General features: G+C 42.3%; 24 protein-coding genes. 15 read left to right on the top strand and 9 right to left on the bottom strand.

Going from position 1 to position 21,044, the window contains the following annotated elements; all coding sequences use genetic code 11:
* Nucleotides 1-95: 95 nt before the first annotated feature.
* Nucleotides 96-287, bottom strand: a complete 192-nt coding sequence (locus ACTUJY_RS08385; protein WP_463615628.1) for a YgaP family membrane protein — start codon at nucleotides 285-287, stop codon at nucleotides 96-98.
* A 118-nt stretch (nucleotides 288-405) separates the two neighbouring features.
* The gene (locus tag ACTUJY_RS08380; protein ID WP_463615627.1) at nucleotides 406-948 is read right to left on the bottom strand and encodes an RNA polymerase sigma factor; all 543 of its coding nucleotides are present in this window, start codon (nucleotides 946-948) and stop codon (nucleotides 406-408) included.
* Nucleotides 949-1,577: 629 nt separating this feature from the next.
* Between ACTUJY_RS08380 and ACTUJY_RS08375 the strand changes: the two genes are divergently transcribed.
* Both ACTUJY_RS08375 and ACTUJY_RS08370 read left to right on the top strand, forming a co-directional pair.
* Nucleotides 1,578-2,015 (top strand): hypothetical protein, encoded by a 438-nt coding sequence (locus tag ACTUJY_RS08375; protein ID WP_463615626.1) that lies wholly within the window; start codon nucleotides 1,578-1,580, stop codon nucleotides 2,013-2,015.
* A 319-nt stretch (nucleotides 2,016-2,334) separates the two neighbouring features.
* Complete coding sequence (locus ACTUJY_RS08370) at nucleotides 2,335-2,826, top strand: hypothetical protein (RefSeq protein WP_463615625.1); 492 nt, start codon at nucleotides 2,335-2,337, stop codon at nucleotides 2,824-2,826.
* Nucleotides 2,827-2,930: 104 nt separating this feature from the next.
* Here ACTUJY_RS08370 and ACTUJY_RS08365 read toward each other — a convergent pair whose 3' ends face one another.
* Both ACTUJY_RS08365 and ACTUJY_RS08360 read right to left on the bottom strand, forming a co-directional pair.
* A complete protein-coding gene (locus ACTUJY_RS08365; protein WP_463615624.1) occupies nucleotides 2,931-3,536 on the bottom strand; it encodes an outer membrane beta-barrel protein in 606 nt (201 codons plus the stop codon).
* Nucleotides 3,537-3,613: 77 nt separating this feature from the next.
* On the bottom strand, nucleotides 3,614-4,330 hold the full coding sequence (locus tag ACTUJY_RS08360; protein ID WP_463615623.1) for a YebC/PmpR family DNA-binding transcriptional regulator: 717 nt from the start codon (nucleotides 4,328-4,330) through the stop codon (nucleotides 3,614-3,616).
* A gap of 282 nt (nucleotides 4,331-4,612) precedes the next feature.
* Here ACTUJY_RS08360 and ACTUJY_RS08355 point away from each other — a divergent pair, with 282 nt between their 5' ends.
* The 3 genes from ACTUJY_RS08355 (at nucleotide 4,613) to ACTUJY_RS08345 (ending at nucleotide 7,545) form a co-directional block, all read left to right on the top strand.
* Nucleotides 4,613-5,173 (top strand): TorF family putative porin, encoded by a 561-nt coding sequence (locus ACTUJY_RS08355; protein WP_463615622.1) that lies wholly within the window; start codon nucleotides 4,613-4,615, stop codon nucleotides 5,171-5,173.
* 75 nt (nucleotides 5,174-5,248) lie between these two features.
* Nucleotides 5,249-6,454 (top strand): carboxylate--amine ligase, encoded by a 1,206-nt coding sequence (locus ACTUJY_RS08350; protein ID WP_463615621.1) that lies wholly within the window; start codon nucleotides 5,249-5,251, stop codon nucleotides 6,452-6,454.
* Entirely contained in the window at nucleotides 6,454-7,545 is a 1,092-nt protein-coding gene (locus tag ACTUJY_RS08345; RefSeq protein ID WP_463615620.1) for an NAD(P)-dependent oxidoreductase, read from the top strand. Before ACTUJY_RS08350 ends, ACTUJY_RS08345 begins: the two co-directional genes overlap by 1 nt.
* Here the strand turns inward: ACTUJY_RS08345 and ACTUJY_RS08340 are convergent.
* Genes ACTUJY_RS08340 through purM form a run of 3 tightly spaced genes read right to left on the bottom strand, consistent with a single transcriptional unit; the run spans nucleotide 7,488 to nucleotide 9,978 of the window.
* Nucleotides 7,488-8,243 carry a DUF3108 domain-containing protein gene (locus ACTUJY_RS08340; protein WP_463615619.1) on the bottom strand — a complete coding sequence of 252 codons (756 nt, stop codon included), beginning with the start codon at nucleotides 8,241-8,243 and terminating at the stop codon, nucleotides 7,488-7,490. The two genes, ACTUJY_RS08345 and ACTUJY_RS08340, sit on opposite strands and share 58 nt — an antisense overlap.
* A gap of 10 nt (nucleotides 8,244-8,253) precedes the next feature.
* Nucleotides 8,254-8,898, bottom strand: a complete 645-nt coding sequence (purN, locus tag ACTUJY_RS08335) for a phosphoribosylglycinamide formyltransferase (protein ID WP_463615618.1) — start codon at nucleotides 8,896-8,898, stop codon at nucleotides 8,254-8,256.
* A gap of 36 nt (nucleotides 8,899-8,934) precedes the next feature.
* A complete protein-coding gene (purM, locus tag ACTUJY_RS08330) occupies nucleotides 8,935-9,978 on the bottom strand; it encodes a phosphoribosylformylglycinamidine cyclo-ligase (protein WP_463615617.1) in 1,044 nt (347 codons plus the stop codon).
* A 385-nt stretch (nucleotides 9,979-10,363) separates the two neighbouring features.
* Here purM and ACTUJY_RS08325 point away from each other — a divergent pair, with 385 nt between their 5' ends.
* The 6 genes from ACTUJY_RS08325 to ACTUJY_RS08300 all read left to right on the top strand — a co-directional run bounded on the left by ACTUJY_RS08325 (nucleotide 10,364) and on the right by ACTUJY_RS08300 (nucleotide 16,073).
* On the top strand, nucleotides 10,364-11,698 hold the full coding sequence (locus ACTUJY_RS08325) for a substrate-binding domain-containing protein (protein ID WP_463615616.1): 1,335 nt from the start codon (nucleotides 10,364-10,366) through the stop codon (nucleotides 11,696-11,698).
* A 382-nt stretch (nucleotides 11,699-12,080) separates the two neighbouring features.
* Nucleotides 12,081-13,316, top strand: coding sequence for a DUF2066 domain-containing protein (locus ACTUJY_RS08320; protein ID WP_463615615.1), 1,236 nt, complete (start codon nucleotides 12,081-12,083; stop codon nucleotides 13,314-13,316).
* On the top strand, nucleotides 13,316-13,882 hold the full coding sequence (locus tag ACTUJY_RS08315; RefSeq protein ID WP_463615614.1) for a CDP-alcohol phosphatidyltransferase family protein: 567 nt from the start codon (nucleotides 13,316-13,318) through the stop codon (nucleotides 13,880-13,882). The genes ACTUJY_RS08320 and ACTUJY_RS08315 overlap by 1 nt, the downstream gene beginning before the upstream one ends.
* Nucleotides 13,875-15,056 carry an AI-2E family transporter gene (locus tag ACTUJY_RS08310; RefSeq protein ID WP_463615613.1) on the top strand — a complete coding sequence of 394 codons (1,182 nt, stop codon included), beginning with the start codon at nucleotides 13,875-13,877 and terminating at the stop codon, nucleotides 15,054-15,056. The genes ACTUJY_RS08315 and ACTUJY_RS08310 overlap by 8 nt, the downstream gene beginning before the upstream one ends.
* A gap of 2 nt (nucleotides 15,057-15,058) precedes the next feature.
* Nucleotides 15,059-15,739 (top strand): DnaA regulatory inactivator Hda, encoded by a 681-nt coding sequence (gene hda / locus ACTUJY_RS08305; protein WP_463615612.1) that lies wholly within the window; start codon nucleotides 15,059-15,061, stop codon nucleotides 15,737-15,739.
* Between the two features lie 103 nt (nucleotides 15,740-15,842).
* Nucleotides 15,843-16,073: an acetyltransferase gene (locus tag ACTUJY_RS08300; RefSeq protein ID WP_463615611.1), complete on the top strand. Its 231-nt coding sequence runs from the start codon at nucleotides 15,843-15,845 to the stop codon at nucleotides 16,071-16,073.
* 7 nt (nucleotides 16,074-16,080) lie between these two features.
* On the opposite strand, the gene ACTUJY_RS08295 is transcribed toward ACTUJY_RS08300, so the two are convergent.
* Nucleotides 16,081-16,440 (bottom strand): carboxymuconolactone decarboxylase family protein, encoded by a 360-nt coding sequence (locus ACTUJY_RS08295; RefSeq protein WP_463615610.1) that lies wholly within the window; start codon nucleotides 16,438-16,440, stop codon nucleotides 16,081-16,083.
* A gap of 165 nt (nucleotides 16,441-16,605) precedes the next feature.
* On the opposite strand from ACTUJY_RS08295, the gene ACTUJY_RS08290 reads away from it, so the two are divergent.
* Genes ACTUJY_RS08290 through ACTUJY_RS08280 form a run of 3 tightly spaced genes read left to right on the top strand, consistent with a single transcriptional unit; the run spans nucleotide 16,606 to nucleotide 18,948 of the window.
* Nucleotides 16,606-17,616, top strand: coding sequence for an agmatine deiminase family protein (locus tag ACTUJY_RS08290; RefSeq protein WP_463615609.1), 1,011 nt, complete (start codon nucleotides 16,606-16,608; stop codon nucleotides 17,614-17,616).
* A gap of 12 nt (nucleotides 17,617-17,628) precedes the next feature.
* A complete protein-coding gene (aguB, locus tag ACTUJY_RS08285; RefSeq protein ID WP_463615608.1) occupies nucleotides 17,629-18,486 on the top strand; it encodes an N-carbamoylputrescine amidase in 858 nt (285 codons plus the stop codon).
* A 42-nt stretch (nucleotides 18,487-18,528) separates the two neighbouring features.
* Nucleotides 18,529-18,948: an excinuclease ATPase subunit gene (locus ACTUJY_RS08280; RefSeq protein ID WP_463615607.1), complete on the top strand. Its 420-nt coding sequence runs from the start codon at nucleotides 18,529-18,531 to the stop codon at nucleotides 18,946-18,948.
* 71 nt (nucleotides 18,949-19,019) lie between these two features.
* Here ACTUJY_RS08280 and ACTUJY_RS08275 read toward each other — a convergent pair whose 3' ends face one another.
* On the bottom strand, nucleotides 19,020-19,808 hold the full coding sequence (locus tag ACTUJY_RS08275; RefSeq protein WP_463615606.1) for a TIGR00266 family protein: 789 nt from the start codon (nucleotides 19,806-19,808) through the stop codon (nucleotides 19,020-19,022).
* Between the two features lie 365 nt (nucleotides 19,809-20,173).
* On the opposite strand from ACTUJY_RS08275, the gene speE reads away from it, so the two are divergent.
* Nucleotides 20,174-21,034, top strand: coding sequence for a polyamine aminopropyltransferase (speE, locus tag ACTUJY_RS08270; protein ID WP_463615605.1), 861 nt, complete (start codon nucleotides 20,174-20,176; stop codon nucleotides 21,032-21,034).
* Nucleotides 21,035-21,044: the final 10 nt, after the last annotated feature.

The raw sequence follows: 21,044 nt of genomic DNA, 5'->3' as shown, positions 1-21,044 counted from the left end.
GTGACTTACCTTTCATATATACTCTCACTAAACTTTAAACTGCTGGGAGGCTGCGCCTCCTTACTATCTAATCGTTATTTGTTGTTGGGCTGATTTTATCTGAAGGCATTTGCACACATTGGGCAGTACCCCACTACACCAGTAATAGATGTTACCGCTCCAACCCCTGCAACTAAATACCCTAGTGCAAGTCCAGGTAGGCCCAATAAGCCACAGCCGATCATAATCACTCCAGCTAAAACTCGAACAATTCTCTTCCAATTAGATAGGTTTTTTCTATAAAACATAATGCTCTCTCTAATAAACTAGGATAATAAGTGTGCCTACTTAATAAGAGGGTGAAGGATTAAAGTTTGGCCCGCAGAATAATAAAAAAACTTTAAAAAACTGTACATCACTATACACTCATTTTTTTTGATACATGATTAAGAGCTCTCGGATCTGAATTCTCGCTCGATGAAGCTGAGCCTTTGCGCTACCTCTAGATATTTTTAAATTATCGGCGATTTCTTCGACACTCATGCCAGCCATATCCCTCAATAAAATGACGTGCCGGTAATGCTCTGGCAGACGGTGAATGGCATGTGTGAGATCTAGCCTAAGTGCCTCTTCTGATTTAGTCGCTATTTGGAAGTCATCTTGGTAATCCTCGATATCTTCATTTTCATGTTTCAGCTGGCTTTGCATCATTCGCATGCACTCTCTTTTCACAACGGTAAATAACCACGATGGTAAAGCACCAATAAACTTTACAGTTCCTACCCTACGATACAGTAACAAAAGCGTCTCTTGTACAGCATCATCTATATCAGTCGAACGGCAAGTCCGTTTTGCATACCGTCGAATATCGGGATGAGTTGATTCAAGCAACAAATTAAGCGCATGTTCACTACCTGATTTGGCTTGCTCAAATATGACGGGGTCTATTTTTAGGCGTGAATTCGTCATTAAGAGTTCCTTAAATTAAACTTTCATTACATCGTTTTTGGAAGACCATTCTCACCATATATACTATAGACTTATTGAGTTACCTTTGTTCGTAAGTCACAGTTGAGGAAAACGAAAAGAATGGCAGTATTGGTACAAGAGGGTAAAAATCATTAAAAAGGTTCGGTTTTGTAAAAGTTTACCTAAGGTGGTTAAGTCGGGACATCCATATACTAAAGGATTGAATTTTATATCTGTCAGGAATTAAAAATGAAAAACTTTGGTTTTAAAGTGCTAATTATTTGGCTAACTGCACTAGCATTTCTCAGAAGCGCATTAAAATCGATTATGCCTGTTGTAGATGATCAGGTAATCAATCAGTTACTGATTTAAGCCTCCTTGAGCTTAATCAACATCAAGTAGCCATGATTTCATCGGCCGTATTTTTAATAATTATCGGATCGATTTACTACTCTAAATATAATACAAATAGCCGATCAATAAAGTGTGAATCGAAAACTAGAGCTTTTCTGGTTGCTTCATTGCAAGTGCGGCACGTTAACATTGAGTCGGCATCGAGAGTTTGTTATTCTGCCTGCCTTCATTGGAAATATGAAGTTTTTATAACATTTTAAATGGAAAAGTTGATTATGAACAAAAAAAGTAAAAGTATTGTTGCTGCTGTATTATTTTCTTCCATATCGCTTGCTGATGATTCCGTGAATGTTTTAGTGGAGGCGTTTTCCGATACAAGTAAATTGGTACAGCAACCTAGCCAGTATTTAGAACGAATGAATACTTATAAAAATGCGACATTTATTGTCGTTTTGGGTAATGATGAAGGTATACCATTTGAGCTAAACGCTACAGGTATAACCAAGCCGCTAACAGAGTCTCGAAAGCAGTTGATTGGTGAACGACTGGATGTTACCAAACTGTTGGAAGTTGAAGTGGCCCGAAACGAGCAATTGGAATGGCATGTCGCGTATAAAGAAAGCGCAAAGAATATTATTTCTGCGGATAACCAAAATGTGAAAATTTTGGGCTATGGCAAAGTAGAGAATGAACACAGCTTCGTTATTTTTTAGTCGGTAGTTTCCACTCGTTGTCGGTTATTTTAATATGAAGGGGTGCAGAACTGCGCCCTTTGTCAATTGCTCTTCATATCTCTGTGTGAAATTGAATTTTGTCGTTGCTTTTAATTTGGTATTTTTAATCAACAATTTGCGACTTCTCAACGCATTCTATTCTTACCTCAAGGTTAAACTGCCAATGAGTGACTTACACGAGGTTACTCGGTAGTGGCATTACTCAAAAGTTTAATTCATTCAATACGCTAACTTTATTTTATGTGACTGAATTAAGCCTTCGTGTATTTCTGATAACTATCAATATGAGGTTAATAAAATGTTTAATAAGTACAAGCCCAAGTGGTTATTTATCATTTTTTATTGTTTTTGGAGTTACTCTACCATGGCGAATGAACCGCAAACCGCACAGACGTGTGATGATCCAGTGTCGGCGGTTCTGAGAATTATGTCGTGTATTGAGGATGAAAAAGCGTTTTGTGCTGCATCAGGGTACGCTTCAAATTTCGTTAAGCTGCATAACACGGTGGATACTGAAACAAGCGCCCCAGGTTATTTTTTCTGGTTAGGTGCATTTTATATGCTTGACTTTACATTGGATTTTGATCATATCGTTCCGATTGCAGACAATCAGGTGAGCCTTCGTTATATAGAAACTGTAACGTTCAACGATGGAGACACGTTTCATCAGCACGAACACGCGATTGTTACTGTGAATAGCGCTTGTAAAATGGTGCTGTGGGATCAATACGGTGATAACAAAGAGCAAAAAGATGTTGAAGATAAAGCCGACAGTCTTTTTCCTTTTTAACAGCAATCAAAAATGGGCAAGGTAGTGTTTGCCCATTTTTGATCAGACGCGCTATGGTTTTAGCGGTCATTACCCGTTTTTTGAATAAAAAACATTTTAATTATTTAAAAATTGTAACGCACACCCAAATTGATGGTCTTGATTGTGCTGGCATCATGATTGTTATTTTCAAGAATGGTTACTTGCGAAGTTTCGTAGCGGTACTGCTCGGTACTCAAATGAACGCTTAATCGCTTAAAAAAGGGCAGTTGATACCGAAACCCTAGCGCTTTTTTAACGACTTCAGAAGACTCGGAGTTGCCAAAAAGAAAGACAAACATTTCATCCTCATATTCCACCGATACTCTACCCACGGAAAACTCACCGAAAAGTGCTAACCCTGATGTTGCAAAGGGTATGTTACCAACAACTCCTACCGTGGAAGCCATTATGTCAACTTCACCGCGTTTGAATTCTGACTGATCGGTCACTTCGTAGTTTCCGAGGTTGATATGAGTAAAGAGCGCTTCTAAGTAAGGATTAAAGCGATAGCCACCGAAGACTTTAAATCCAGAGGAAGTATCTTCGTAGCGCTCAATGATATTAGGATTATCGTAGTTTGTGCTGCTAAAATCGAGACCAGCATACCATCCTTTTAGATAAGAATTATCTTGGGCTTTTGCAATGTTTATTGTCAAAGTGACTAACGCGAGAGTAAAAAACGACTTCATAAATACTCTTATTCAAATTCAATTAATGGGATGTTCAAAGCGAATAGCTCGTTAGTTTACGAGTCATCCTAAAGTGTTCATACTTCAGCATTATGATAAACATTTTGAACATCATCCAAATCATTCAGCATGTCTAGAAACTTATCGAACATTTCTCTGTCATCCTTTGAAATCGGCGTAGACGTTTGCGGAACGAATTGAATTTCATCCACTTCAAACTCGAGTTCACCTAACGCATCGACTATGGCTTGTTTCGCTTTAAAGTATTCAGTATGGGGAGCGAAAACGGAAAGGGTTCCATTTTCGTTTTCGATATCCATAACATCCACATCTGCTTCCATTAGAGCGTCCAGTACGGCTTCTTCTTCACTGCTTTTAAATACGAATATGGCGCAGTGATCGAACATGTGGCTAACACTGCCTTGAGTGCCAATTTTGCACTTGGTTTTTGTGAAACAAAGGCGCACATCACCAAATGTACGGTTGGGGTTATCCGTCAGACAATCCACTATAACCATGCAGTTACCGGGACCAAAGCCTTCGTACCGAGCAACGGCGAAATCTTCGCCCGCACCGCCTTTGGCTTTATCCAACGCTTTTTCAATCACGTGGGCAGGTACTTGGCTACGTTTTGCACGATCCAATAAGCTACGGAGTGCTAAATTACCCTCTGGGTCAATCCCGCCCGACTTCGCACAGACAAAGATTTCTCGGCTAAATTTGCTGTAAACCTTGGCATTGGCATCGGATGTTTTTGCCATAGACTCTTTTCGATTTTGAAACGCGCGACCCATAGTGTTACTCGAATAAAAGTTGATGTGGGGGCAGATTTTAACCTGTAGCTGTTTTTTAGAAAAGCTTGCTTGTAAATGAGTTATTTACAAAGAGCTGAAACTATTGAGCTTCAAGTAATGATTACCGAACCCAAAATCTCAATGTATTCGTTTTAGAGAATAACGTATAATTTGCCGCCAGATTTTTGGTTTATAACGCATATGGATACATTCAAGATAATGAAAAAAGCTTTAGTTTTCTTTCTAATATGTGCAGGAAGTACCTTCGTTAGTGCACAAAAAATGAGCTATTCAACCGATGTTTCGCTAGTCAGCAATTACATTTTTCGTGGTCAAACATTGAGCGATGATGGCGCAGCGTTGCAAGCCGGCTTTAATGCCAGTAATGACAAAGGGTGGACTTACCGCTTTTTTGGAAGCTCTTACGATGTGAATGGAGATACCGATGGTCGTGCTGAGTTTTCCTTGAGTTATAAAGGAAAAGTCGATCGATTTTTTCATGTTCTGGTGGGGATAAAATACTACGGCTTTGAGTCAGAAGATCATCACTCATCAGAATGGCATTTCGGGTTAGAGGCTTTTAACGCCCGCGCGGTTTATCATCGAGACGAAGAACTCGATAAACAATATTTTGAATATGGCTATCTCTGGCAATGGAATGATAAACTACAGTTAGACTTTCATTACGGAATTGCAAAACCCAACTATCTTGATGAAACCAGTGATGATTATGGAATAACCGCTTCTTACCACCTGTATGATGACTTGAAGCTGTTTGTCACTTGGGGTTCGCATAATGAGTTGGATGATTTTGCATTAGTCGGTGCTACTTATCGATTATGATGAATGTTTTTTGTACAAAGCTTTAAAGTCATAATTTATTAACATGGTAATTTAACATTGAAAAGTTTAAACCTAATGCCCGAAGTACTCATTTTAAATGCCGCGGGCACTGGGTTAGGTATTTTACGAGGTATTGCTCAGGCAAATATTAAGGTTACGGCTTTGATATTTGATAAGAATGAACCGATTCGATACTCTCGTCATTGCAAGGTTGAGATTAAGCCCGAACTTGATGATGACGAAGTGGCGTTAGTGGATTGGCTTTGTCGACGTGGAGAGCTGCAACCGCTTAAAACGGTATTATTTCCTTCCTCAGATAAGTTTGCTTTGTTTATTGCAAAGTATGCGGATCGTTTGTTGCCTTACTATTTTCTTTGGAACAACAGTTATCAGTCGTTATTGAATATTATTCATAAGGGAGAGCTCTATAAAGCGGCATCGGAAACTTCCGTAAACACCATTCCGTACCTGGAACAACCCGATCTATCAACACTGCAAGAGTGGTTGGAGTCTCACGCTGGACCGTTTATCGTCAAGCCAGATTATCAAGGCACTGAAAAAAGCGCAGTTAAAACCAAAAATGTTCGTTTTGATACGGCAGAAGAGCTGGTTGAATTTTTTAATCATCATTCTGCAGATGCCTTGGTTGTACAGCGATTATTGAAAGGTGGAGACGGCTATATATTTGACTGTTACGGCTATGTGGATGCCCAGGGTCATATTGTTACGACCTCTACGCACCGCCGATTTCGGCAAAACGCACCGGACTTTGGTGCGACCACCTTAGGGGAAATACCTGCTCGCATCAGTGATGAAATGACTGCCGACATAGTTGAAAGCACGCGGCAAGTGATTGCTAAAACAGGATATCACGGTATTTTTGGAATTGAGTGGTTGATGGATCGTGAGACTGGAAAGTTTTATTTACTCGACTTTAACGCACGTCCTTTTTCAACCGTAGGACACTTAACACGATGCGGCGTTAACCTACCTCTCATTGCTTATTACGAGTTAACCGGTTTGAGCCCGAAAAAAGAGCTCATTCGACCGTTGCGCTATAAATTGTGGATCGATTTTTACCGCGACCTTTGGAGTTATCGACTGAAAAAGGCCAATCAGCAAATTACCTTTAAAGAGTGGGTTTGGTCGTTGGTTAAATGCCGGAGTTTTGCGTATTGGAAATTTACTGATCCGGGGCCGGGCGTATTTCAATTCTTATTGATCGTTAATACTTTAATTAATGGTGTTCGAAATCGACTTTTTGCAAAACAGGAAGGGTAATGTCTCATCGTAGTTACGTGTTGATTCCTGCGCAGGCTAAGCGCTTTGTTGAACAGCTTCCTGAAACGTATTACCCATTGTTTTATCGATTTCAAGAGCCGACGTTGTTACAGCGACTCAACAATAAAGTTTTGGGGCAAAAAAATATAAATTGGCAAAGTCGACTGGTCGTAGAAAACGACCATGAGTATCTTGCTCAAGTGGAAGCGATTTGGGCGGATGCGAGCTTAGTTTTGAGTCGCGAAGAAACACAACAATGCTTGTTGGACTTACCAAAGCTTAAATTGTTTTACAGCCAGCGGTCTGGCGTTGACCACCTTGCTTTGGATATTTTTCGACAGGCTCGTGTAACTTTAGTGAATACGGGTGATTTGGTTTCGAAATGGGTAGCACAAATGATAATTGCGTGCGCTTTAGCCCACTCGAAAAAAATTCAAAATCACAGTCGGTTGAAGCAACGATGGATAAAGTCATCGGTATTGTGTCGAGATATTACCCAACAAACGATGTTGATTTTTGGTTTGGGTCGAATCGGTACCGAAGTTGCTAAAATGGCGCAATCGTTGGGCTATCGTGTCAGCTTATTAGTTCGCGATAAAAGCAAAGTAGTCTTGGATACTCATTATTGCGCTGTGTACGCGTTAAACGAGACAGAAAAAGCGTTAAAACAAGCGGACTTAATTGTGCCAACCGTACCTTTAACAAAGGAAACGCGACACTTTTTTGACGGGCGTAAGTTTTCATGGTTTAAGAAAAATGCGACCTTTATTAACCTATCACGTCCAGAAGTCGCGGATGAGAAAGCCATGTTACGTTGGTTGGATACTAACTCTCAAGCGCGAGTAAGTGTTTCTGGTCTTCGAAACATTTCTTACTGGCAGCGAATAAAAGTACTTATGACTGGGCGACTTCATCAAACTTTTTATTCCGATGCACACTTACAAGAAAAAAGTGAGTTGGCGCTTAAGCAGTTTTTATGTGCATTAACGCAGTGGTACAAAGGTGAAGAAATCAATAATCGGGTAGTATTGGATCACAACCAATCCAGTGACTTGATGCGAACAATACCCGTCAGTTCTTCTTCATCGTAATGCGCCATTTGAACAAGTTCGTAGTTCAGCTCTGGTGCTAACCAAAGCACCATATATTTATCTTTGTCGTCTTTAATTTGTGTCCAAACTTGAGCTTTTATATCGCCAATAGGTGTTTGAACAACTTCTTCTCCTTCATTAATAAACTGATAAGTGCGAATAGCGCCTTTGTAGCTGACTCGAAACTTTTCTTGTCGATTGTTTTCTGGTGCGCGCAATTGCAAAGCAACTTGAAAGTTAACGTGATCAAACACTATATTATTCAAGGGTAATGTCCATTTGGAGCCATTTCGGTGCCCCAATTCTTGGTTAGAGTCCCAATTAAACTGGCTTTCAATCAGTCGATCTTTTTTAAAGGAACGTTTTGTTAGCGATTGATAAAATGAAGACTTTGGTAAACCTTCAAATAGGGTGAATTGTGAGCTTTCGATATAGTAGTACTTATAATACCAGCGTTCGATTTTTGTTGACATTTCCAAGTTCCAGCGGTTGTCTTGCCAGTATAGTTTTCGAACTGCTGTACCGACGGATTTCTTTCCATCGATGATGTCGTATTGGGCGTCAAAAGGTTTCAGTGTTATTTCGGATGCAAGGCTTTCATTAAGAGGGGCACTATAGAGAAGTGTTATCCAACTGCTTATGAAAACACAACTGAAATGACGAATGAGTTTCGCAAAGCAATCAGTCCTGTTTTTCATAGCTACTCCTTTACATAATGATAGGTGACTCTAACTTTTCCCCATCAAGATACGTTCGATTATTTTTGAACTTCAACCTACCCTCGGCATACCACTGAATGACTTTTGGATAAAGCTGGTGCTCAACTTGTTTGATGCGATCCGTCAGCGTCTGTTCATTATCTTCACTGTGAATATTGATGTGCGCTTGCGCAATAACGGGACCGGCATCTAATTCTTCAGTTACAAAGTGAACGGATGAGCCGTGTATTTTATCGTGATTTTCCAAAGCGCGCCGATGCGTATGCAATCCCGGATACTTGGGTAAAAGTGAAGGGTGAATATTTAACATTTGCCCTTCAAACGTTTTTACCAGCTGCGATGTCATTATTCGCATGTATCCAGCCAAAACGACGAGATCCGGTTGATATTGCAACAGGGTCTGGCACAACTCTTGATCGTAATCCGCTCGGCTAGGAAAAAGCGTATGATCAACGACACACGTTAAAATATCGGCATTTTTAGCGCGTGTTAAACCTAAGGCACTTGGGCGGTTACTTACTACAGCAACGATTTCGATGTTAAGTTGATTATGGTGTTGAGCATCAATTAATGCTTGCAAATTGGAACCATTGCCAGATATCAATACCACCACTCGGCACTTAGGCACACTCATAGACAACGATTATCTCGCATAAAGCTGAATCTCAAGTTAACCCATTACAACTTTAGGTTCGCCGCTGTGTTCGGTGATTTCACCTAACAGCCAACTTTGTTCACCTTGAGTATTTAAAAACTCGATAAGCGGGTGACTTTGATCAGAAGACACAATAACAATCATACCCACACCACAGTTGAACGTTCGGTACATTTCGGTTAAGTCAACGTTGCCATTTTGTTGTAACCATTGGAAAACGGGAGGAAGTTCCCAGCTTTGTGTGTTGATGTTTGCTCGAGTGTTTTCCGGAAGCACTCGTGGAATATTTTCCAGAAAACCACCGCCGGTAATATGCGCTAGTGCGTGCACGTCAAATTGTTTGAACGCTTCCAACAATGGCTTTACGTAAATGCGTGTAGGCTCCAATAGCGCTTTACCTAAAGTGGATCCCTCGAAAGGTTGATTCAAGTCGGCTTTATTTACATCAATGATTTTTCTTATTAATGAATAGCCATTCGAGTGAGGACCACTTGAAGTCAAAGCGACGATGTGATCGCCTGCCTTTACTTTGGAGCCGTCAATGATCTTGCTTTTTTCCACAATACCGACGCAAAAGCCGGCCAAATCGTAGTCACTCCCTTCGTACATTCCGGGCATTTCCGCGGTCTCTCCACCGACAAGTGCACAGCCGGAGAGCTCGCAGCCTTGACCAATCCCATTCACTACCGATGCGGCAATATCAACATCAAGTTTGCCGGTTGCGTAGTAATCTAGGAAAAATAAAGGTTCAGCGCCGCCAACAACCAGGTCGTTAACACACATGGCGACTAGGTCAATGCCAATGGTATCGTGAATTCCCGCGTCCATCGCTAGTCTTAGCTTGGTGCCTACACCGTCAGTACCAGAAACCAATACCGGCTCTTGGTAACCTTTTGGAATTTCAAACAATGCACCAAAGCCACCCAATCCGGTGAGTACTTCCGGACGACGAGTGCGCTTAGCTACCCCTTTAATACGTTCAACCAAAGCGTTACCTGCATCGATATCGACTCCAGCATCTTTATAACTTAAGGAAGGTTTATGGGTATTTTCAGACACGTTTGAAACTCTCTTTGACTAAAAAGTAAGCATGGAAATGATAAATTCTGCGCAATTTTAACATGTTAGCTGATTATAGACGAGCAGGGAAAGAAAGTTGCGAGGCTCGGAAAGCAGGAAGCGCTTGTCGATTTAACCGTCAATCGCTGAGCGTACTTTTGCTTGGGTTTAGGTACCTTAATTATTGTCGAAAGAATAAATGGGTATAAAAGTAAGCTAAATGTCTCAAATAAGGGATTCTGAGGAACTAAAACGAGTCACTGATCACAGACTCATCTCAAACAGAATTAAGTATTATGGTTCTGCCTTGAAACTGAAATATTTTATTCATATAGTTGCCGCCTTTCTACGATAACGTTCTTTAAAAAGACTTACGGGAGTCACAATGATTAAGTTTCGGAGAATAGGCCAGCTTATTGTTCCCCTTGTTGCCGTAATTTGTTTGCAGGCTTATTCACAAGAAAGGAATCAAACGCTGCTTAAACTACACGGCTCAAACACCGTCGGTGAAAAGTTTGCTCCTTTGCTGATCGAAGAGTTTTTAAAAGAAAAAGGTTATTCACTGATTGAGATAGAGCAAGGCCGTGTTGAGGTAGAGCGTCGTATCGTTGCACGCGATCCGAATTCCAAAAATTCGGTTGTTGTCGAGCTGCATGCCCACGGTTCCAGCACTGGATTTAAAGACTTAGCGGCTAAAGCAACCGATATCGCCATGTCTTCTCGAAAAATAAGAGATTCAGAAATTAGCAGTCTGCAAAGTCAATATTCTTCCATGAATGATATTAATCAGGTAGAGCATATTATTGCGTATGACGCGCTTGCGATTATGGTCAATCCCAATAACCCTATTTCGGCTTTAAGCTTGGAGCAAATTGCTGACGTTTTTTCCGGGGAGGTGAGCGATTGGTCACAATTAGGAGGAGATGCGGGTCCCATCGAAGTATTGTCTCGAGACGATAACTCGGGAACGTTTGATACGTTTAAAAGCCTTGTGCTTAATAAATACGAACGTCAACTTGCTCCAAATTCAAAGCGTTTTGAATCTTCGTACGCGATGACGGAGCAGGTACTTAATAATAAAAATGCGATTGGTTTTGTGGGTATTTCTTATACTGGAACGAGTAAAGTTTTGGCCGTAGCGAAAGAGGTCGGTGCAAAAGGCACTGTTCCAAATCAATTTACCATTGGCACAGAAGATTACCCTTTATCTCGAAAGCTTTACCTTTACTTACCGAAAGAAGTTCAACAGCCTTTAGCGCAGGAGTTTGTGAGTTTTGCGATTCATGAAAAAGGGCAAAAGTTAGCGAAACAAGCTGATCTCATATCGTTTTTCCCCACCAGCAGTAGGCCAACATTCAAAGGTGTGGATCTGGAGAAAAAATACGCAAACTTGGCCATGTTTGGTCGCCGTTTGTCGATCATGTTACGGCTCAATAATGACCAACTCGACGCGAAAGCCAAACGTGATTTGGAGCGCATTGTGAGTTTTCATGAACAAAACCCTCACAGCCGATTAGTGCTCGCCGGATTTTGGGACGATCCTAAAAAGTCAAAATCAAGTCGAAGTAAATTAGGACGTTGGATGGAAATCGTCGAGCAAGAGTTAAACGCCAATCGTATAAAGCCCTGGAAGGTAGAGGGTGGCTATTTACCCATCGAAAACAATGCCATTGAAACGGGACGTGCGATCAATCGGCGAATTGAAGTTTGGGTGTTATAAACTGTTACTCCGAAGTGCAGCCGTTTATCGTTTGAAATGTGGCTGCAACCTTAACAAGACTGATACGGTTGAGCCCATTAAGTAAAAGTGCTCTTAAGTTGTAAGCTATCTCACTCACTTGAGTTATCCTTTCATTAAATACCGCACCTTTATCATCACCCGGCATGCTTTAAATTGACACCTGATCGAATTTTAACCAGATTTGGAAAGTTTGTCGGATTTGTTGCTCAGCAATAAATTCAAGTGAATGATAAGTGGAGCCTAGTAATAGTTGCAAAAAATGTGAGCCGTTCACCGCAATTTGCGTTGGCTTAATTTGGTAAATTTGCGGGCTTCGATTATCATAAGCCATTATTTTTAACGTAATTTTTCCAGGTACTTAATGAATTTGAGAATATTAAGCGTACTGTGTTTGTTTTTGGGGCTTTCACCGTTATTCGCCCAGGAAGCAGACTTGTACCGCGTTGAATGGCCGGTACCGGATCGCTCACAACGTGCGCAACAGCAAGCCTTATTGGCGGCATTTAAAGAGGTGGTCGTGCGTGCCAGTGGTACTAGGCAGGCGCTCGAGGCGTTTTACGTTCAGGAAAGTTATAAAAAGTTGGCGTCTTTTATTCGAACTTTTGAATACCAACAGGTTCCGAGTGAAGATGAGCCGAATAAATCACAGTTACAGTTGGTGTTTAACTTTGATGGAAGTGCTGTGAAACGTTTATTGCAAGATGCGGCGGTACCCATGTGGAGTGGGAGTCGTCCGGTCACTTTAATGTGGGTGGCTTACGAAGATAATTTTGAGCAAAAGGTCGTCAACACCGGAACAACTCTGGAGCAGCCAATCAAGCGTCAGTTACTGGAGCAGTTTCAGCGCCGTGGTTTACCGAGTGTATTGCCTCTGATGGATTTGGAGGACGAGTTGCAGATTTCTGCCAGCGATGTTTGGGGGCGATTTCCTGAGCCTGTGATGGCAGCATCGCAACGTTATGGCGGTGAAGCCGTTCTCGCCGGACGAATCGTTCAACAAAGCGACAGCTGGATAGGGCGTTTTTTACTGACGATTAATGGAGAACGTCGCTACCAAGACTTTGAAGCGGAAAATGAAGGCTTTTTGACTCAACAACTGGCTGATTGGTTAGGTGAAAGCTTGTGTAAGGTTTATTGTGTCACCGAGTCTTTCGATGTGAACCAATGGCGTTTGTTAATCCAGGATGTCGGTAGCTTTTATTCTTATCGAAAGTTAATGGATTATCTAGAGAAGTTGTCGGCCATTCGTAAGGTTGAGGTGGCCCAAACCAAAGAGCGGAGCTTGTTGGTATCGGTTGACTTGGTTGGCAATGTTGACTCATTAATACAAGCGATAAATCTCGATAAAAAACTGATTCCGGAAAATAACGTCGAAAAAATCATTAAGGCGCTGGAGTTTATTAATCAAAAGAAGAGCGAAGTTCCGTTAACAATGACTGATGGCCTTCCTCAGGTGGAAGAGGACGTTGCCACAGTTGAGAGCAACGATGATAACCCCATTTCCGTTTCAGGCGATTTAAATGCGACGCAACAACCTTTATCGAAACCGATTGAAGCGTCGTTGCAAAATTTACTGGTATATTACTGGCGGCCCTAATGATAAAACAATTGCCGAACATCATTACTGTATTTCGGATTTTGTTGATAGGTCCGCTGATTTATTTACTGGCGACGGAAGATTATTACCATGCTCTCTGGGTCTTTTTTATCGCGGGGCTGTCAGATGGAGTTGATGGGTTTTTAGCGAAGCGCTTTAATTGGAAGTCTCGGTTTGGTGCAATACTGGACCCTATCGCCGACAAGTTGTTGTTGGTCAGTACCCTGTTATTGTTAAGCCTTAACCAACAATTGAGTTGGTGGCTTTTCGGGTTGGTCACTTTACGCGATCTGATTATAGTTGGTGGTGCCTGGATTTACCATAAAGCACTCGGGCCTTATGAAATGCAACCTTCGCGCGCTTCCAAAGCCAATACTTTTTTTCAAATTCTGCTGGTGGTTTCCATTTTGATCAGCCTTGGGCTTTATCCGTTACCCATGTGGTATCTGATGGCTGTTACCATTACGGTTTATTGCACAACGGTTATTAGTGGGCTGCATTACATTATTCTTTGGGGCGGACGGTACCGGCGCAATCGACCATTAAAAGGAATATCGGATGAGTGAACTCAAGCGCTGGTGGTGGTTAGGTGTTGTTATTGTTTTATGCGGGCTTTTGTACGCTTTAAGCCCAATTTTAATGCCATTTTTTATTGCGGCCACATTAGCGTACTTGGGCGACCCGGTGGTGGACTGGTTAGAAGCGAAAGGTTTAAATCGGACTCTATCTGTCGTGATTGCTTTTATTCTTTTTACTTTGCTTGGTGTGCTGTTTTTATTGATGATGATTCCATTGATGAAACAACAGGTAGAACTGTTAGCCGAAAAAACACCAGTCGTGATCGATTACCTAAAAGTGGAAATCTACCCTTGGCTCAGTGAAAAATTAGGACGTGAGTCTGGTGTCTTTGATCTCGAAGCGATGGGAGGGCAAATTCGTGAGCAATTAACCGGCAGTTCGGGCGTCATTGCTTCTATCATGTCTTCCATTACCTCTTCTGGCCTCGCCTTATTTGCTTGGGTCGGTAACCTGGTTCTGATCCCGGTCGTCACGTTTTATTTGCTTCGAGATTGGGATATTTTGGTTGCAAAAATATCTGCGTTATTCCCCAGGCGTGTTGAGCCGGTCGTTAGCAAACTGGCGCTGGAGTGTAATGAAGTACTCAGTGCTTTTGTGCGCGGTCAGCTTTTGGTGATGTTAGCGCTTGGCACCATTTACGCAGTTGGCTTGTGGATAGTGGGGCTCGATTTGGCGCTGTTGGTTGGTATGATTGCAGGGCTTGCCAGCATCGTACCTTATCTCGGTTTTATTATCGGAATTGTGTTTGCGGTTATTGCTGGGCTGATTCAGTTTGGTGATCCCCAGGTATTAATTTGGATTGGTCTTGTGTTTGCTATTGGGCAAGTGCTAGAAGGGATGGTGCTTACCCCTCTTATGGTTGGTGATAAAATTGGCTTGCACCCGGTCGCGGTTATTTTTGCGATTTTAGCTGGAGGGCAATTGTTTGGCTTTACCGGTGTACTGGTTGCGTTGCCTGCAGCGGCGGTGATTATGGTCATGCTCAGGCATGTGCATGATAAATACGTGAATAGCGTATTGTACGGCGATGCGCCTTTATTTGGCACCGATGGAGCGGTTGTTACCGACGAAGATAGTGCTGTCCCGCAAACAGCAGACGTGGAAAGCGTTAAAGCGGCAGAGCGTGAGCCATCGTCCTCTGAAGCATCAGAACGGGACTAACCATGCAGCAATTGCCGCTAAATATCCGACTGGATCAAGAGGTCACATTTGACTCTTTTCTGGTTGGTAAAAATCAGGTGTTACTGGAATATCTTAAACAACTGTCGGTGAACAGCGCTGCTGAGTTGGTTTATCTTTGGGGCGACAATGGCTGCGGTAAATCGCATTTACTGCAAGCTTTGGCGAATCGGTGGGCTGATATCTCTCCTATGTATTTGCCGTTATCAGAAGTTGGGCTAGCACCCGAAATGTTGCATGGGTTGGAGCAGTTTCACTGGGTGGTGATCGACGATGTGGATATTGTGGCTGGCCATACTCAATGGGAAGAAGCGTTGTTTCACCTTTATAATAAACTCAAAGATCAAGGGCATAATTTGTTGATCACAGCCAATCGGCCGCCTTTAGAACTGTCCGTTAAGTTGGCTGATTTACAATCTCGCTTGTCTGCGATGACGGTTTTTAAAATTCAGCCTCTTTCCGATAACGATAAACAAGTGTTGCTGCAACAAAAAGCAGCAGCAAAAGGTTTTTCTTTGGCCGATGAAGTGGCGCAATTTATGCTCACACGCAGCTCTCGCGATTTGCGTTGCCTGATGGACTCTTTGGACAAACTCGATAAAGCCTCTCTGATTGAGCAGCGACGCATTACGGTACCGTTTGTCAAAGAAGTTTTGGGTCTGTAAAGCTTAAGCAACGTCATTCCTCATATTCGTGACTTTCTTACTGAAAATACAGGTAATCTGAACTATCCTTAACGTTAGCGAACCTGACTTTCTGGAGGCATTTATGTTGTTAAAGGAAAGAAAAAATGGACATTTGTTAGAAGTCGATGACCTGATTGAGCTGTGCAATCCTTACGAAAAGACCGTAAAAGCGTGCTCTGACTACGGAGAAGAAAAGCAAGATCCCGAAGACTACAGCAAAGCCGAACTGATTTTCCCATCGGGAGAACCTTTACCAGATTGTTGGACCAACCCACATTATCGCGATCATGAACTAAAGCATAAACACGCGTAAACGGTGTTTATTTTTCCTTTTGTTGCTCTGCAAAGAGAAACTCTAAACTGTTAGCTGCATGCCTGAGGTGTGGGATAACAATGGAACCGCCTACCAACATAGCGACACCCATTGCTTCGTCTATTTCTTCTTTACTAAATCCGGCCTTAACCGCACCTTCTAAATGGTAGTCGATGCAGTCGTTACAACGCAGTACCATCGAAGCGACCAGCCCAAGCAATTCTTTGGTGGAGGCGGGGAGCGCACCTTCACCGTAAGCTTGTTTATCGAGCGAGAAAAAACGCTTGGTTAGCAGGTTTTTGGTTTCGAGTGCTTTTTCATTTCCTTCAAGGCGCTTTTTACGAAAGTCTTCGAAAGGGTGTGTCATTTTGGTTGTCCTGTAGCTCAATAGAGTGTTTAAAAGTATGGGCTTTATAGTATCGGTATTCGTGTTTCCAATGAATAGATGTTTGTATTTTTTGTTTAGGTGTTTTAAAAAATTTACGCGATAATAAAGGCTGTTTTTTCCGTGTTGTTTTAGGTGATATTCTTTATGACGTTAAAATATCGCATGCCCGCCGAATGGGAAAAGCATGCTGCATGCTGGATGGCTTGGCCATGTCGACTCGACTTATGGCCGGATCTGGGTAAAGCGCAAAACGCATACCGAACTATTGCTGAAGCCATCAGTCAATTTGAACCGGTTAAGATGGTTTGTCGACCAGAAGACGAGTCGTCTTGCCAGGCTCTGGTTGGACATTGTGCAGAAGTCATTGCATGGCCAATTAACGATTCATGGACGCGAGATTCTGGTCCTATTTTTGTCTTTGATGAGAGTCAGTCACCTTTATTAGTGGATTGGCGATTTAATGGCTGGGGGGAAAAGTTTGTTCCTTTTGATCAAGACGCTCAATTTGTACATCGTGTTGCGAACCGATTGAAATTACCGGTATTAACTTCGGAGCTGGTGGCCGAAGGTGGGGCAATTCATGTTGATGGCGAGGGGACAGCGCTGACGACACGACAATGCTTATTGAACGCCAATCGAAACCCAGGATGGAGCGAAGCGCAAGTGGAAAGGGAGTTGCAGCGTCTTTTAGGTGTGGAGAAAACCATTTGGCTCGACCAAGGGTTGCTTGATGATCATACCGATGGTCACATTGACGAGTTGTCCTGTTTTAACGCTCCTGGGGAAGTTCTCACATTAATAACCTCAGATACAACAGATGCCAACTACAAGACACTGCAAGACAACTATACTGTGTTGTCTGAAGCCATCGACTCTAAAGGACGAACATTAAAAGTGCGTACCATAGAGCAGCCCGAGGCGCGATACCTTGACGATGGCAGTCGAATGTCGCTTTCTTACATGAATTTCTATTTGCCCAATGATGGTGTCATCATGGCTGAGTTTAATCAAACCGATTACGATCGCGCCGCTAAAGCTGTTATTGAGTCGGTTTACCCTGATCGAAGGATAATACAAATTCCTGCTTTGGAAATTTTTGAAGGCGGTGGTGGCATTCATTGCATCACCCAGCAACAACCTTGGTTTGATGATTAATTGGAGTATTTTATGTCGCATGTAACCGTTGCTGCCACCCAGTTTGCCTGTAGCTGGGATATCGAGCAAAACTTGGCGAATGCCGAAAAGTTGGTGCGTGAAGCGCATAAGCAAGGCGCTCAAATCATTTTAATTCAGGAGCTTTTTGCGGCACCCTATTTTTGCAAAGACCAAGATGGAAAACACTTTGATCTTGCAGAAACCTACGAAGGTAACTCCATTTTGCAGCGATTCAGTGAATTGGCAAAAGAGCTGGAGGTCGTATTACCCATTAGCTACTTTGAAAAAGATACACAAGCTTTTTTCAATTCTTTAGCGGTAATTGATGCTGACGGTTCGATTTTGGAAAACTATCGCAAATCTCATATTCCGGATGGTCACGGTTATCAGGAAAAGTTTTATTTTTCCCCGGGAGACACAGGCTTTAAAGCTTGGCAAACACGCTACGCTAAAATTGGCGTTGCGATATGTTGGGATCAGTGGTTTCCGGAGGCGGCCCGTGCAATGGCTCTAGCAGGGGCTGAAGTGTTGTTTTATCCAACGGCCATAGGCAGTGAGCCGCAAGATCCTAACCTTAACTCTCGAGAACATTGGCAGCGAGTGATGCAAGGACACGCTGGTGCCAACCTTACACCAGTGGTAGCTTCTAATCGTATTGGAACGGAGCAGGGGGATAGCTGTGAAATTACATTTTACGGCTCGTCTTTTATTACCGATGGCACGGGAGCTAAAATCATTGAAGCTAACCAAACCGAAGAAAGCTGTATTTTGGCTACACTGGATCTGAAAGCTCTGGCCGAACAACGTCGCAGCTGGGGGGTGTTTCGAGATCGCCGTCCTGATTTGTATCAGCGCTTGCTTAAACTGTAATAGCCGGTTCACCATCGTTAAAGGGGGGTAAGAAATGCAGAGGTGCTTACACATTTTTTTATTATCAGTTTTACCGTCAGCGTGTCTGCACGTGACACTAAGTTGCTACTGCCAATAGAAGAAGCGATGAACACAGCCGACTTTAAGTCGAAACTGGACCCTTCCATTAAACTTTACTTTTCTGGCCAGAAACATCCGCCGGTAAAAGAAAAACTGCCACAGTTTGTGAGCAATAAAAAAACCAATGCATTTAACAAGTCCGATGAGGAAGCCTGTCGTTGGTCGTTTTTATCGGCACTTTTGTCGTTGCAAAAAAGAGCTCGTAGAGAAGGGGCTAATGCAGTGATTGATATTGAAAGTTATTACAAAAAAAATGTGTTTGCCAGTAGCGAACAGTATGAGTGTCATGCCGGTGCGCTTATGGCAGGTGTCGCACTTCGCGGTCGTATGGTGAATTTATAGGTATTTTTAAACGCTCACCGATAACTTTTAACGCGCTACCGGTGAGTTTTACTTTCTTGTAATGCTGGGGCTTAGTCGCCGTCAATTAAACGGCCAAGCCCACCTAATACAGAACCTTCTCCTTTATCGGATCCTCCATAAGAAGGCGCACTTTGAAAAATGCGATCCGCTAATCTTGAAAATGGCAGGCTTTGCAGCCAAACGGTACCATGCCCTTGAAGAGTTGCGAGAAACAGTCCTTCACCACCAAACAACATCGACTTAAGATTACCCGCACGTTGAATGTCGTATTCTATACCGTCGGTAAAAGCCACTAGGCAACCGGTATCGACTCGCAACATTTCCCCGTTCAGCTCCTTTTTAATCAAGGTGCCACCTGCATGAATAAAGGCCATGCCGTCACCTTCTAGCTTTTGAAGAATAAAGCCTTCACCGCCGAAAAAACCTGCGCCCAATCGTCGATTGAATGAAATACTCACCTTTGTACCTAAAGCTGCTGCGAGAAAAGAGTCTTTTTGACAAATGAGTTTGCCGTTAACGGTAGACATATCGACTGGAATAATACTTCCGGGATAAGGAGCGGAAAATGCGACTTTGGAAGGCGTCCCTCCCTGATTTGTAAAGTGCGTGGTGAATATAGATTCACCGGTAAGTTTTCGCTTCGCGGCGGAAAAGAGTTTGCTCATTACCCCTTCGTCGGGGGTTGCCCCGTCTCCCATTTTGGCTTGGAAGTGAATGTTCTGCTCCATGTAATTCATTGCGCCTGCTTCTGCAATGACCGTTTCTCCAGGATCCAGTTCGACTTCGACAAGTTGCATATCATGTCCGATGATTTCGTAGTCGACTTTATGGCATACCATAGTGTTCTCCTTAATAAATGAGTCAATCGTTATTTTCAGTCGCTTTTGAAAGCAACTTATTACTGAAAAAATGAAATGAATCAGTTGTATAGTGGTTGATTGGGTATAATATATTGAGAATTAAGACTATATTGTAATGTTGAATACAATACGTGAACAGGCGAGCTGTACGAACCGACCGTGCCAAGTTTAATGAGCTTATCTTCTCAACTATTAAATAGGGGTGAGCGCTGTGCATTCGATTGTTTACCATGGAACTTGCCTATTCAATATCTTTAATCTGCATTACAATAGTCGACTGTAATTGGTTTTAATGATCTGCTATTAAAACCTCTGAATTGTTATTGTTGATTGAGGAATACACAGTGTCGGACAATTTTCTGGAGCTCTTATATCCTAGCTACGGTCAATATTTTAAAGTTGACGAAATTTTGTTTGAAAATAAAACTGAGCATCAACATTTAATTATTTTTAAAAATGAGCAGTTTGGTAACGTGATGGCGCTCGATGGTATTATTCAAACTACGGAAAAAGACGAGTTCATTTATCACGAAATGCTTACCCACGTCGCACTGTTTGCACATCCTGAACCTAAATCGGTTTTAATTATTGGTGGTGGCGATGGCGGTATACTTCGAGAAACTTTAAAACATAAAAATATCGAGCGTGTTGTTCAGGTAGAAATTGATCAAGCTGTTATCGATATGTGCAAGCAATACTTTCCGGGCCATTCTGCTGGTGCGTTTGAAGATAAACGCGCAGAAATTGTTATTGCTGATGGTATGGAGTTTGTCAAAAATGCTTCAGAGAAATTCGACATTATCATTTCTGACTCGACCGACCCTATAGGCCCTGGTGAAGTTTTGTTTACAAATGATTTCTACCGCTTCGCGAAAAATTGTTTGAATACTGGTGGGATTATGGTGACTCAAAACGGCGTGTGTTTTATGCAAATGGATGAAGTCGTTAATACTTGTAAAAGAATGGGGCCTTTGTATAACGATCAAACATTTTATACGTCGCCCGTACCAACTTATATTGGCGGTATCATGACTTTAGCGTGGGCTACGGATGATACTGCTTTGCGCCAACAACCTATATCGGTTATTGCGGAGCGCTTTAATAAGAGTCGAATAAAAACTCGATACTACAATCCCCATATACACATAGGTTGCTTCGCATTACCACAATACCTCCAAGAAACAATCGAACAAGCCAAACAATAGGGCAGGATGG

Source organism: Pleionea sp. WD8-19, assembly GCF_055326765.1.
This window is presented reverse-complemented; position numbering and strand designations above follow the sequence as displayed.

Excerpts from the sequence above, each read along its gene's own strand:
- ACTUJY_RS08385 (WP_463615628.1), bottom strand. The coding sequence starts at position 287 with ATGTTTTATAGAAAAAACCTATCTAATTGGAAGAGAATTGTTCGAGTT.
- ACTUJY_RS08380 (WP_463615627.1), bottom strand. The coding sequence starts at position 948 with ATGACGAATTCACGCCTAAAAATAGACCCCGTCATATTTGAGCAAGCC.
- ACTUJY_RS08375 (WP_463615626.1), top strand. The coding sequence starts at position 1,578 with ATGAACAAAAAAAGTAAAAGTATTGTTGCTGCTGTATTATTTTCTTCC.
- ACTUJY_RS08370 (WP_463615625.1), top strand. The coding sequence starts at position 2,335 with ATGTTTAATAAGTACAAGCCCAAGTGGTTATTTATCATTTTTTATTGT.
- ACTUJY_RS08365 (WP_463615624.1), bottom strand. The coding sequence starts at position 3,536 with ATGAAGTCGTTTTTTACTCTCGCGTTAGTCACTTTGACAATAAACATT.
- ACTUJY_RS08360 (WP_463615623.1), bottom strand. The coding sequence starts at position 4,330 with ATGGGTCGCGCGTTTCAAAATCGAAAAGAGTCTATGGCAAAAACATCC.
- ACTUJY_RS08355 (WP_463615622.1), top strand. The coding sequence starts at position 4,613 with ATGAGCTATTCAACCGATGTTTCGCTAGTCAGCAATTACATTTTTCGT.
- ACTUJY_RS08350 (WP_463615621.1), top strand. The coding sequence starts at position 5,249 with ATGCCCGAAGTACTCATTTTAAATGCCGCGGGCACTGGGTTAGGTATT.
- ACTUJY_RS08345 (WP_463615620.1), top strand. The coding sequence starts at position 6,454 with ATGTCTCATCGTAGTTACGTGTTGATTCCTGCGCAGGCTAAGCGCTTT.
- ACTUJY_RS08340 (WP_463615619.1), bottom strand. The coding sequence starts at position 8,243 with ATGAAAAACAGGACTGATTGCTTTGCGAAACTCATTCGTCATTTCAGT.
- purN (WP_463615618.1), bottom strand. The coding sequence starts at position 8,898 with ATGAGTGTGCCTAAGTGCCGAGTGGTGGTATTGATATCTGGCAATGGT.
- ACTUJY_RS08325 (WP_463615616.1), top strand. The coding sequence starts at position 10,364 with ATGATTAAGTTTCGGAGAATAGGCCAGCTTATTGTTCCCCTTGTTGCC.
- ACTUJY_RS08320 (WP_463615615.1), top strand. The coding sequence starts at position 12,081 with ATGAATTTGAGAATATTAAGCGTACTGTGTTTGTTTTTGGGGCTTTCA.
- ACTUJY_RS08315 (WP_463615614.1), top strand. The coding sequence starts at position 13,316 with ATGATAAAACAATTGCCGAACATCATTACTGTATTTCGGATTTTGTTG.
- ACTUJY_RS08310 (WP_463615613.1), top strand. The coding sequence starts at position 13,875 with ATGAGTGAACTCAAGCGCTGGTGGTGGTTAGGTGTTGTTATTGTTTTA.
- hda (WP_463615612.1), top strand. The coding sequence starts at position 15,059 with ATGCAGCAATTGCCGCTAAATATCCGACTGGATCAAGAGGTCACATTT.
- ACTUJY_RS08300 (WP_463615611.1), top strand. The coding sequence starts at position 15,843 with ATGTTGTTAAAGGAAAGAAAAAATGGACATTTGTTAGAAGTCGATGAC.
- ACTUJY_RS08295 (WP_463615610.1), bottom strand. The coding sequence starts at position 16,440 with ATGACACACCCTTTCGAAGACTTTCGTAAAAAGCGCCTTGAAGGAAAT.
- ACTUJY_RS08290 (WP_463615609.1), top strand. The coding sequence starts at position 16,606 with ATGACGTTAAAATATCGCATGCCCGCCGAATGGGAAAAGCATGCTGCA.
- aguB (WP_463615608.1), top strand. The coding sequence starts at position 17,629 with ATGTCGCATGTAACCGTTGCTGCCACCCAGTTTGCCTGTAGCTGGGAT.
- ACTUJY_RS08275 (WP_463615606.1), bottom strand. The coding sequence starts at position 19,808 with ATGGTATGCCATAAAGTCGACTACGAAATCATCGGACATGATATGCAA.